Consider the following 11,837-nt stretch of genomic DNA (forward strand, 5'->3'; position numbering starts at 1 on the left):
CCATGGAAACCGCAGACCGGCGCGTGATTTCAGGTCAACTCGTGGACCTGCATCGGCGCACCATTTTCCCCGCCGAGATCGAGATTGCCGCCGGTCGCATTGCCGACATCCGCGAGGTTGCCGAGGCGCCGAGGCGGTATCTCCTGCCGGGCTTCGTCGACGCGCATGTGCACATCGAGAGCTCCATGCTGCCGCCCGCGGAGTTCGCACGCCTCGCGGTGGTGCACGGCACGGTCGCAACGGTGAGCGACCCGCATGAGATCGCGAACGTGCTCGGCGTGGCCGGCATCGACTTCATGCTCGCGAACGCGGCGGAATCGCCGTTCAAGTTCTGCTTCGGCGCGCCGCCGTGCGTGCCGGCGACGACGTTCGAGACCGCGGGCGCCACGCTCGGTCTCTCGGAGGTCACGGAACTGCTCGCGCGACCGGGCATCGGCTACCTGAGCGAGGTCATGAACTGGCCCGGCGTGCTGGGTGGCGATCCGGAGTTGCTCGGCAAGATCGCCGCGGCGAAAGCGGTCGGGAAGCCCGTGGACGGCCATGCACCCGGCCTGCGCGGGGAGGATGCCGCGCGTTACGCGGCCGCCGGCATCGAGACCGACCACGAGTGCTACAGCCTGCCCGAGGCGCTGGATAAGATCGCCGCTGGCATGTGGATTTCCATTCGGGAAGGCTCCGCCGCCCGCAACTTCGCCGCGCTGGAGCCTCTGCTGCGCACTCATCCCGCGCACTGCATGCTCTGCACGGACGACCTCCATCCAAACGCGCTCGTGCGCGGGCATCTCGATCGCATCGTGGCCCGCGCCGTGGCCGGCGGGGCGGACGTCTTCGACGTGCTGCGCTGCGCGTGCGTGCATCCCGTTTTGCATTACCGGCTGCCGGTGGGCTTGCTGCGAGCCGGCGATCCCGCCGACTTCATCGTGGTCGAGGATCTCACCGACTTCCGCGTCACGGAGACCTGGCTCGACGGCGTTTGCGTCGCGTCGGGCGGCGCTTCGCATCTGGCCACGATACCGGTCGAGGCCGTGAACCGCTTCGTGGCCACGCCGGTTGTCGCAGAGGACTTCGCGCGAGCGGAGTCGGGACTGGTGAATGTGATCGTCGCGCAGGATGGCGAGCTCATCACGGGACATGACGTGGCGGCGGTCGATGCGCCCGATGTGCTCAAGATCGCCGTCGTGAATCGCTACGCCGCGGCTCCACCCGCCGTGGGCTACATTCGCGGATTCGGCCTCACGCGTGGCGCCATTGCCTCCTCCGTGGCGCACGATTCCCACAATATCGTCGCGGTCGGCGCGTCCGACGCCGCGCTTGCCGCGGCGGTGAATGCCGTGATCGCGGCCAGGGGCGGCGTGGCCGCGACGGACGGCGAGGGGACGAGTCGCGTCCTGCCGCTCGAGATCGCCGGCCTCATGTCCACTCTGCCGGGCGAGGAGGTGGCAGCCCGTTACGAGGAAGTCGCCGCCTTCGCGCGGGAGCTGGGCTCCTCGCTCCGTGATCCGTTCATGACGCTGTCCTTCATGGCGCTGCTCGTCATTCCGGATCTGAAAATGAGCGATCTCGGCCTGTTTTCCGGCCGGAAGTTCGAGTTTGTCGACGTCGCCACGTCTGCATGACCACTCCCGAGCCACTGGCCGACTACAACCGGAAGTTCTACGACCAGTTGTGGGATCATGCGCACGTGATCGATGCGTCGCATTTCAACACGTGGCCGCTCGTCCAGCGGCTGCTTCCGGAATGCCCGGTCCGGCTCGAGATCGGCCCCGGCCTCCGACCCCGGCTCCCGCTCGAGGGCACGGAATTCGTCGACCTCAGCGAGGCGGCGGTGCGTAAACTTCGCGCTGCGGGCGGCCGCGCTGTCGTCGGATCCGCCACGGCTCTGCCCGCGGCGGACGCGACTTACGATCTCGTCTGCGCGCTCGACATCATCGAGCACGTCGCCGATCCCGCCGTGGCGCTGCGCGAGATCACGCGGGTGATCCGGCCGGGCGGGCGTCTCTTGCTCTCGGTGCCGCTGCATCCGGGCCGCTGGACGAGTTTCGATCGCACCGTTGGCCATTCCCGCCGATTCGAACCCGCCGAACTCGTGGACCTCCTCTCCGCGCATGCGGTGACGATCGAATCCAGCGCCGTCTACGGGATGCAGCCGCAGTCGTCGTTGCTGCTCGATTTTGCCATGGGCTGCCTCGACCGGCACCGGCGGCTCTCCATGTGGTTCTACTCGCACCTGTTCATGCCTTGGGCCCTTCGGTGGCAATCCGACCTGGAATTCGCGCTCGATTTCTCCGAAACGGCGACCGCCGACGAGGTGTTGATCGTGGGGCGAAAATCGCCCGCCGAGGTCCTGAAATAGCGGCTCGAGGCACGTCGTCTTGCGGCCCCCGCGGGGGCGTCTATAGTCCTCCGCTGTGGCCCACGCTCCCTTCGTTCACCTCCATCTGCATACGGAATATTCGCTCCTCGACGGGGCCATTCGCACGAAGGACCTGATGAAGCGGGCCAGGGAATACGGCATGCCCGCGGTGGCCATGACCGACCACGGCAACCTCTTCGGAGCGGTCGAATTTTATCAGGCGGCGGAAAAGCAGGGCGTGAAGCCGATCATCGGCTGCGAGGTCTACGTCGCGCCGGGTTCCATGCATGAGCGGAAGGCGTCCTCCGCGAAGGAAGCCTCCTACCATTTCACGCTGCTGGCCGAGAACGACGAGGGCTATCGCAACCTCGTGAAACTCGTCTCCGCGGCGCATCTCGAGGGATTCTACTACAAGCCGCGCGTCGACAAGGAGCTCCTGGCAAAGCATTCCGCGGGCCTCATCGCGCTCTCGGGCTGCCTCAAGGGCGAGGCCAACCAATGGCTCATCCAGGGGCAGCCGCAGAAGGCGCGCGAGACCATCGCCGGCTACCGCGACATCTTCGGCGCGGAGAATTTCTTCGTCGAGTTGCACGATCACGGCATCGACGCGCAGCTCCGCTGCAACCCCGAGCTGGTGAAGTTTGCCCGGGAGTTCGACCTCGGTCTCGTCGCGGCCAACGACGTCCATTTTCTCGACCGCTCCCACCACGAGGCCCACGACGTGATGATCTGCATCGGCACCGGCTCGATGGTGCATGACGAGAAGCGCATGCATTACGTGCCGGAGCTGTATTTCAAGAACGGCGACGAAATGGCCGCCATCTTCCGCGAGTTACCCGAGGCCTGCGCGAATACCGTGCGCATCGCGGAGCGCTGCACGATGAAGATGGAATTCGGGAAGCCGAAGTATCCCGACTACGAGCCGCCCGCCGGCAAGGGTCGCATGGAATACCTCCGCGAGCTTTGTTTCAAGGGCCTCTCCGAGCGGTATGGCGAGCGGGCGGAGAACGACCCCGTCGTGCGCGAACGTCTCGAATACGAACTCGGCGTCATCGAAAAGACCGGCTTCGTGAGCTACTTCCTCATCGTGTGGGACTTCATCGCCTACGCGAAGCAGCGCGACATTCCCGTGGGGCCGGGCCGCGGATCGGCCGCCGGTTCCCTCATCGCCTACGTGCTCGAGATCACGGATCTCGACCCGTTGGCCTACGGCCTGATCTTCGAACGCTTCCTGAATCCCGAGCGCATCAGCCCGCCGGATATCGACGTCGATTTCTGCATGGATCGCCGCGGCGAGGTGATCGAATACGTGCGCCGCAAATACGGCGAACGTGCCGTCTCGCAGATCGTGACGTTCGGAACGCTTGGCGCGAAGTCCGTCGTGCGCGACGTGAATCGCGTGCTGGGCAACAGCTACGGTGACGGGGATCGGCTCGCGAAGATGATCCCGAACGAGCTGAACATCGACCTGAAGGGCGCCGCGGAGAAGAATCCCGAGCTGAAGACGGCGATCGAGAACGAGCCCTCGACGAAGCAGGTGTGGGACTACGCGCTCACGCTCGAGGGCCTCAGCCGGAATCTCGGCACGCACGCCGCCGGCGTCGTGATCGGCGACCGCGAGCTCGACGAATACATCCCGCTCTGCCGCGGAAAGGAGGAGGAAGTCGTCACCCAATACGCGATGGGGCCGCTCACCGACCTCGGCATGCTCAAGATGGACTTCCTCGGGCTGAAGACGCTCACCGTCATTCACGAGGCCGTCCTGCTTATTCACCAGCATTCGCCCGATTTCGACCTGCGCCAGATCCCGATCGACGATCCCGCGACCTTCGCGCTGCTGAATTCCGGCGAGGTGGCCGGCGTGTTCCAGATCGACGGTGGCATGAAGACGTGGTGCAAGTCGTTCGACTTCCAGTCGATCAACGACATCATTGCGCTGAACGCCCTGTATCGTCCGGGCCCGATGCAGTTCATTCCCGACTACATCGAGCGCAAAAAGGGTGCGCAGAAGGTCGAGTATCCGCACCCGCTGCTCGAGCAGGTCGCCGGGGAGACCTACGGCATTCTGATCTACCAGGAGCAGGTGCAGCGCGCCGCGAACGTCCTCGCCGGCTACTCGCTCGGCCAGGCGGATCTGCTCCGCCGCGCGATGGGTAAGAAGGACGCCGAGAAGATGGCCAAGGAGCGCGTCGTCTTCGTGAAGGGCTGCGCCGAGGTGAACAACATCCCCGAGAAGCAGGCGAACGCGATCTTCGACTTGCTCGAAAAGTTCGCCCAATACGGCTTCAACAAGTCCCACTCCGCGGCCTACGGGCTCATCAGCTACCAGACGGCGTATCTCAAGGCGCACTACCCGGTGGAGTTCATGTGCGGCCTGATGAGCGCCGACTCCGACAACACCGAAAAACTCGCCGTCATGCTCGCGGAGTGCAAACGCATGGGCACGACGATCCTGCAGCCCGATGTGAACGAGAGCGGCTTCAAGTTCACGCCCGTGCTCACGGCGAATCCGCCGGCGATTCGCTTTGGCCTGGCGGCAATCAAGAACGTCGGCACCGGTCCGATGGAGGCCGCCATCGCCGAGCGCGCGAAGAACGGCCCCTACAAGTCGATGGAGGATTTCTGCACCCGCCTCGATTCCCGCGCCGTGAATCGCAAGCTCATGGAGAGCCTCGTGAAATGCGGCGCCTTCGATTGCTTCGACAAGAATCGCGCCCGGCTTTTCTCGCAGATCGAGGAGGTGATGGCCGCCGCCAGCAGCGTGCAGAAGGATCGCGCGAGCGGGCAGGCCTCGATGTTCGACGTCTTCGAGGCCAGCACGCCGAAGACGGCCCGTCGCAAGACGCCGGAGGCCGAGGTCGAGCCGTGGTCGCAGCTCGAGACGCTCGGCTACGAGAAGGAGCTGCTCGGCTTTTACGTCACCGGCCATCCGCTGGATACCTACGCCGGCCACTTTGACAGCGCGAAATACACGCGCATCACCGACGTGCTCGAGATGACGGAATCCGGCAGCGTGAAGATGGCCGGCATCATTCGCAGCGCGGACAACAAGTTCAGCCGCGAGGGCAAGCCGTTCTGCGCCTTCGTGCTTGAGGATCTCAGCGGCGGCTCGCTGGAAATGACCGTCTGGGACGAGGCCGCGACGAAGAACGCCGAATTCCTCAAGGCCGAGAAGGTCGTGTCGGTGAGCGCCCGCGTGAACAAGCGAGAGGACAACCTCCGCGTCTACGTGAACTCGCTGCAGGAGCTGAAGCCCCGCAAGTCTCGCAGCGCTGTCGCCCTGCGCTTCGCAGCGCCCAAGCTGACGGGGGGCGACCTCGAGCGCATCGCGGAATCCATCCGCAAATTTCCCGGCGCCCGCCCGGTGCAGCTCGGCTTCGTCCGCCCGGACGGGAATTGCCTGGAAGTGCTCGCCGGCGAGGAATTCGCCGTCGGCGACGAACGCGCGCTGCGGGCAGAATTGGTCGACCTGCTGCTGCCCGGGTAACGGCAAACTCCCGCAGAGACGCGAGAAGGGGAAGGCTTCGCCAGGCACGGGCGGTGGTCCGCGCCGCTCGACCCATCCGAGGGTGTAAGCCGTCAGCCAAAAGCAAAGGGAGGAGGCGCGCAGCGCCTCCTCCCCGAAAAAATTCTCACGCAAGTTCGTCGTTTCACGAAGCCAAGAACGGGGTTAACAAATTCATACCGCATCCCTCTCCTATGAAAATAAGCGCGATCGTTCTGTGGATAGCGTGTTCGCTGGTCTCGACGGCCTTTTCAAAAACTTTTGTAGACTCCATCACTGGAGCCACCGTCTCAGCTCCTGATTCGTGGATTCATGACGCCGAGGATTTGTTTGGATACCTGATCCGCGACCCCAAAGCAAAAAGAGGAATTAAGGTTCGAATTCACCCAGCGAATGCAAACTTCAAAACTCCCGAGGAGGCGGCTGCCAAAGGGTTGGAAAACATCAATAAAAAGAGAGGGGGCAGGCCGGGCTATCCGAAAGAGGATTTGCTCTATTCCAAGTTCGTAGTCACCAAAAGCGGTCTCAAAGGTTATTTAGCTGCTCATGGTTTTCGGAGTTTTTCGCCGGTTCCCTACATTAACCACTATTATTTCAAGTCTCTATCTGGACGTATTTTTTGCGTCTGTGTTTACACGGGTTATGACCAAAGAATAGCGAGTGAGTATGAAGACATGATTTTAAAGACCCTTACGGTGGCGCAGTTCTCGAAAAGCTAAGTTCATTCAATGATCATCTTCCTCGCCATCGCGTTTGTGGTCGCAAATCCATTCTATTCGGTTGGCCCGGACGTTCGGGAGCACTCCGGCAATCCATGGAACGTCGACATCTGTCTATTTTCAGAGGTCGTGCCGGCGAAGGTCGACTACGACGTGACGGAAACTTTTTTGAGAACGCACGCTCCTGGAGTTTCCAAGACCAAAGACGGAACCCACGAATTCAGATGGACCGAAATCTGGAGGAACCGGCTTCGCGAAGTCATTGAAAAAGAGGTTGGAAAGGTCGATGGAAGGCGCGTCTTATCTTTTAACTATTCCTACCAACAAGGTCTGTTTGTGGTCGCCTACGAGCAAAGCCCCGGCTTCTTTCGCCCGTTTTTCATCTCGAACGAAGGCGAAGAATACCATGGCGAGCTTGTCGACGAGCACACCGTTTTGATTACGACTTTTCTCAATGGGACCCGTGGTTACGACACCTTCGATACCTACAAGTTTTCCAACGGCACTTTCGCCCATAGCCGGAAGACCAGCGAGCTGGGCAGCGCTCATCCCTGAGCGGAGGTGCGTAGCGCAGGAGCGACGCTGAATTCGACTACATCCGGCCGCCGCTGAAGCCGAAGATGACTTCGCCTTCGGGGAGGCCTGTGATCTTGCCGGTAATCAGGATGGAGCCACCGCCGTTGAGCTTGAAGGTGCCGGTGCCGGTGACTTCGCCGGTGGCGTCCTTGACGACGAAGGTGACGGGGCGGTTGCCGTTGACGTCGAAGGTGCCGTGGGCGGCGACGTTGCGGCGGCGGGGATCGGCGGTGTTCACCGAGACGGTGCCGTTCGGGTTGAAGACCCACTTCATGATGATGTTGTAGGGGCCTTTCTCGGTGTAGAACGTGTTTTTCCACGTCACGCGGGCGGAGCGGCCGTCCTTCGAGGTGGTGATGCGAATCTTCGCCGGACCGGTGGCGGTGTCGATCGCCGGGCTCACAGTGTAGCCGCCGAGATACTTCGCGGCAAATCCCTGCCAGCCCACGCGTTTCCTGACCTTCGCGTCGGCGGAATGCAGAGGCGCGAGCAGGCAAAGAGCGCCGAGAAGGAAAAGCGCCCCGGTTCCGAAACGAAAGGGACGGGATGACATGAGCGCGTAATAAAGGAGCTCGAACGCCTGTGGTCAAGCCTATCCCCGCGGGGGATGGCGAAAAAATGCCGATGAATGCTAGCGCCGCGGGTCGAGGGCGTCGCGGAGGGCGTCGCCAAGGAAGTTCAGCGCCAGGAGAATGAGCGCCATGGCGAGCGAGGGGAACACGATCATCCAGGAGAGATTGCGGACGGGATTGATGGCGGCGACGCCGTCGGAGAGGAGCGAGCCGAGACTGGCGTGCGGCGCCTGGATGCCGAGGCCGAGGAAGCTGAGGAAGGATTCGTCGATGATGACGGCGGGGATGGTGAGCGTGAGGTAGATGATGATGACGCCGAGGAGGTTCGGCAGGAGATGGCGCACGAGGATGCGAAAGTGGGACTGGCCGAGGGCCTGCGCGGCGGTGACGAATTGCCGGCTCTTCAAGGCGAGCACCTGGCCGCGGACGATGCGGGCCATAGTGAGCCATTCGATGATGCCGAGGGCGAAGACGAGGATGACGATGCTCGAGTAGTCGACGAGGTCCTGCCAGCCGTGGGCGGAGGCGAAGTTTTGCAGGGAGCGGTTGAAGGCGTTGATGAGGACGAGGATGAAGATGAGGCGCGGGATGGAGTAGAGGATGTCGACGAGGCGCATCATCGCGCCATCGATGCGCCCGCCGGCGTAACCGGCGACGAGGCCGTAGGCGGTGCCGATGAAGAGGCTGACGAGCGCGCCGCAGATGCCAACGACAAGCGAGACGCGGGTGCCCATGAGCACGCGGAGGAGGAGATCGCGGCCGTTGAGATCGGTGCCGAAGGGGTGAGTCCACGACGGCGGAGCGTATTGGAGCGCGCTGGGCAGGGCGTAGCTCGCGGGGAAAAAGAGCGGGCCGACAAAGGCGGAGAGGGCGAGCAGGCCGAGGATGACGCCGCAGACGCGCGCGGTGGGATTGCGGGCAAGGCGCTGGCCGCCGGTGAGGGGCGCGCGACTATCCATCGAGCTGGATTCTGCGGTCGAGCACCGAGTAGGCGAGGTCGACGACGAGGTTCAGGAACACGAGCAGCGCGCAATAGACGATGACGACGCCGCCGAGGAGGAAGGTATCCTTGTTGAGGATGGAGTTGACGAAAAAGCCGCCGGCGCCGGGGATGTTGAAGATCGTTTCCACGACGATGGAGCCGGTGAGGAGATTCGCGGCGAGGGGGCCGAGGTAGGAGACGACGGGGAGGATGGCGATGCGGAGGGCGTGCTTGTAGAGAATGGTGCTCTCGCGGAGGCCCTTGGCGCGGGCCGTGCGAACGAAGTCCTGATTGAGCGTCTCGAGCATGCTGCCGCGCATCAGCCGGGCAATGGCGGCCACGTAGGGCGCGGCGAGCACGAGGGCCGGCATGATGAGGTGCGAAAGGCCGCCCCAACCGCCGACGGGCAGCCACCCGAGCCAAAGGGCAAAGACGAGCACGGCGAGCGGACCGATCACGAAGGACGGCAGCGAGATGGCGATGAGCGCGGCGAGCATGGCGCCGGTGTCGCCGAGGGTGCCGTGTCGGGTGGCGGCATACGCGCCGAGCCAGACGCCGGCGAGCGTGGCGACGAGAAACGCGGCGGCGCCGAGCGCAAGGGTGACGGGCAGGGTCTGCGCGAGGATCTCGTTGACGGTGCGGTTGCGGTATTTCGTGGAGAGGCGCAGGTCGCCGCGGAGCAGGTCGCGCAGGTAGTCGCGGTATTGCTGCCAGAGCGGGCCGTCGAGCTGGTATTTGGCCATGAGCTGTTTCTCGATGGCCGGGGGGAGCTTGCGCTCGGCGTCGAAGGGACTGCCGGGCGAAAATCGCATCAGAAAAAACGTCGCCGAGATGACGCAGAACAGCACGACGCCGAGGGCGGCGAGGCGACGGAGCAGGTAGGCGACCATGACTGCGCGGACTCTGCCACAGCGCGCCGCCGGGGGAAAAGCGTTTCTCCGGCGGGCTGGCGGCTAGAACAGGACCGGCTGGCCTTCGGTGAGGAAGTGGACCTTGTCGAGCAGGCCGAGTTTGCGGGCGCTCTCGAGCAACCGCTCCGGGGGCTCCTGCGGCGGCTCGTAACTCAGGCGGAAGCTGCCGTAGTGCATGGGGATCATCTTCTGCGCGCGCAGCTCGGAGAAGGCGGTGAGGGCTTCCTCGGGATTCATGTGAACGTTGCGCTTCGTCGGGGCGTCGTAGGCGCCGATGGGAAGAAGGGCGATCTCGATGTTCGCGCGGTCGGCGATCTGCGGAAAAATGCCGGAGGCGTAGGCGCTGTCGCCGCAATGGAGGATCGAGCGTCCGCCGAACTCGAGCAGGAAACCGCCGAAGCCGCGGTGCGAATCGTGAAGCATGCGGGCGCCCCAGTGGTGCGCGGGCGTGAGGGTGACCTTCACATCGGCGTGCTCGAGGCAGTCCCAGCGCCTGAGCTCGTGCACGCGATTGAAGCCGAGGCCGTGGACGAGATTGCCGACGTGCTCGGGCACGACGATGGGTTGATCGGCGGCGACGGCGCGGAGCGTCTTCTTGTCGAGATGATCGAAGTGTGCGTGCGTGACGAGCACGAGATCGATGTCGGGCAGGTCGTGCAGCTCGAGACCGGGATGCTTGATGCGTTTGAAGACCTTCAGCCACTTCGCCCAGATCGGATCGATGAGGATGCTCGTGTGGCGGGTCTGGATGAGGAACGAGGCGTGGCCGATCCAGGTGACGCAGACCTGGCCGTCGGCGATCTCGGGGAAAATCGGCTTCAGCTTGGAGCCGTTGCGCTTCGCAAACATCGTCGGAATGACGACTTCGGTGAGGAAATTGCGCTCGTGCCAGCCGGCGCCCAGTTTCATCGAAGCGTGATGGGCGGGACGTCGCTTCTTGCGGCGCCGCTCGGCGGAAACAGCCATCTTGCGGCGCGCCCGGCGGATTTCCTTGGCGAGAGTTCGCTGAACCATACTAACTTCGCGAAGTCTCCATGATCTCGACGGAAAAGCAAATCCTCCGCGCTCGGGTCCTGGCGATCCTGCGGGCAATGACCCCGGCCGAGCGGGCGGCACGCTCCGCGATCATTGCCGGGCACCTTGCGAATTTGCGGGGATTCGTCTTTGGCTTTGCGCCCCTGAAGTCCGAGGTGAACTGGCTGTCCGCCGCCCGGGAGGGAGCTTTCGCGCTGCCCCGCATCGAGGACGGCCGCCTGCGCTTTCATCGCATTACGTCACTCGCGGAACTGGTTCCCGGAGCCTTCGGCGCCCGCGAGCCGATCGCCGACGCGGCCACGCTTGCGAAGCCCGGGGAAGCCGATGTCGTGCTGGTGCCGGGGCTGGCCTTCGACCGCGACGGCGGCCGACTGGGACGCGGCGGAGGGTTCTACGATCGTTTCCTCGCGGATCCCGCAGTGCGAGCGCGGCGGGTGGCGGTCGCGTTTGCCGATCAAATCGTCGAGCGGGTGCCGACCGAGGCGCACGACGTGCACGTGGATGCGATCGTCACCGAGGACGGCTGGCTCGAGCGGCGTAGTAGCGGGCTCGATCGGGATTGAGCAGCACGTCGGCAGGCTCGTCGGCGAGGGCACAGCGAGCGATCAGCCACCGGAGCAGCACCAGGCTGGCAAGGGCGTCGCAGAGGGCGTCGTGCCAGCGAAAGCCGGAGCGGAGCGCCAGGCATTCCTCTTCGCAACCGCACGCGGCGGCCAGCGCGGAAAGGGAATGGGAGTCGACCTCCGGCAGCGCGGCCTGAAAGAGCGTGAGGGTATCGACCCAGGGACCGAAGCCATGCCCGGGAAAGGCCCGGAGAAAGCGCTTCTCGGTGCCCGCGCCGTGCGAAACGACCCAGCGACCGGCGAGGCGGGTCCGCAATTCCGGCCAGAGCGCGACGAGGGGCGGGGCGCCGACGAGGTCATCGTCGGTGATCCCATGAACCTTGCGGGCGCTCCACGCGACCGGCCGATCGGCGTGGAGATAACTCCCGAATGGCTCCGTGATGACGCCATCGCGCATGGCCGCGATGCCCACCTGGATCGGCACGTCGGTCTGTCCGCGGGCGACTCCGGCGCTCTCGAAATCGATGGCGGCGAAGGCGATGTCGCGGACTCGCACCGGGTCGGGAGTGGCTATCCGCGCAGCAGGGCGGCGGTGGCTTCCCAGTCGAGGCAGGCGTCCGT

The 11,837-nt window shown here is 64.2% G+C and carries 11 protein-coding genes; 6 read left to right on the forward strand and 5 right to left on the reverse strand.

From position 1 onward, the window contains the following. The first annotated feature begins 2 nt into the window (after positions 1 to 2). The 5 genes from ade to VIM61_05125 all read left to right on the forward strand — a co-directional run bounded on the left by ade (position 3) and on the right by VIM61_05125 (position 7,132). The gene (ade, locus tag VIM61_05105; protein HEY8899768.1) at positions 3 to 1,616 is read left to right on the forward strand and encodes an adenine deaminase; all 1,614 of its coding nucleotides are present in this window, start codon (positions 3 to 5) and stop codon (positions 1,614 to 1,616) included. After that, positions 1,613 to 2,353, forward strand: a complete 741-nt coding sequence (locus VIM61_05110) for a class I SAM-dependent methyltransferase (protein ID HEY8899769.1) — start codon at positions 1,613 to 1,615, stop codon at positions 2,351 to 2,353. Before ade ends, VIM61_05110 begins: the two co-directional genes overlap by 4 nt. A 55-nt stretch (positions 2,354 to 2,408) precedes the next feature. Then, positions 2,409 to 5,840, forward strand: a complete 3,432-nt coding sequence (gene dnaE, locus VIM61_05115; protein ID HEY8899770.1) for a DNA polymerase III subunit alpha — start codon at positions 2,409 to 2,411, stop codon at positions 5,838 to 5,840. A gap of 212 nt (positions 5,841 to 6,052) precedes the next feature. Further along, a complete protein-coding gene (locus VIM61_05120) occupies positions 6,053 to 6,577 on the forward strand; it encodes a hypothetical protein (GenBank protein ID HEY8899771.1) in 525 nt (174 codons plus the stop codon). 9 nt (positions 6,578 to 6,586) lie between these two features. After that, positions 6,587 to 7,132, forward strand: coding sequence for a hypothetical protein (locus VIM61_05125; GenBank protein HEY8899772.1), 546 nt, complete (start codon positions 6,587 to 6,589; stop codon positions 7,130 to 7,132). Positions 7,133 to 7,169: 37 nt separating this feature from the next. On the opposite strand, the gene VIM61_05130 is transcribed toward VIM61_05125, so the two are convergent. From VIM61_05130 to VIM61_05145, 4 genes are all read right to left on the reverse strand, one after another. Then, complete coding sequence (locus VIM61_05130; protein HEY8899773.1) at positions 7,170 to 7,706, reverse strand: hypothetical protein; 537 nt, start codon at positions 7,704 to 7,706, stop codon at positions 7,170 to 7,172. Positions 7,707 to 7,784: 78 nt separating this feature from the next. Next, a complete protein-coding gene (locus VIM61_05135; protein ID HEY8899774.1) occupies positions 7,785 to 8,684 on the reverse strand; it encodes an ABC transporter permease in 900 nt (299 codons plus the stop codon). Further along, the gene (locus VIM61_05140) at positions 8,677 to 9,597 is read right to left on the reverse strand and encodes an ABC transporter permease (protein ID HEY8899775.1); all 921 of its coding nucleotides are present in this window, start codon (positions 9,595 to 9,597) and stop codon (positions 8,677 to 8,679) included. Before VIM61_05140 ends, VIM61_05135 begins: the two co-directional genes overlap by 8 nt. A 63-nt stretch (positions 9,598 to 9,660) precedes the next feature. Beyond that, complete coding sequence (locus VIM61_05145; GenBank protein HEY8899776.1) at positions 9,661 to 10,632, reverse strand: MBL fold metallo-hydrolase; 972 nt, start codon at positions 10,630 to 10,632, stop codon at positions 9,661 to 9,663. Between the two features lie 20 nt (positions 10,633 to 10,652). Between VIM61_05145 and VIM61_05150 the strand changes: the two genes are divergently transcribed. Continuing rightward, a complete protein-coding gene (locus VIM61_05150) occupies positions 10,653 to 11,216 on the forward strand; it encodes a 5-formyltetrahydrofolate cyclo-ligase (GenBank protein ID HEY8899777.1) in 564 nt (187 codons plus the stop codon). Here the strand turns inward: VIM61_05150 and VIM61_05155 are convergent. After that, positions 11,164 to 11,837: 3'-5' exonuclease (locus VIM61_05155; protein ID HEY8899778.1), on the reverse strand; the 674-nt coding region annotated here is incomplete at its 5' end. The genes VIM61_05150 and VIM61_05155 overlap by 53 nt on opposite strands.

The sequence above is a fragment of the Chthoniobacterales bacterium genome (assembly GCA_036569045.1).
GTDB lineage: Bacteria > Verrucomicrobiota > Verrucomicrobiia > Chthoniobacterales > JAATET01 > JAATET01.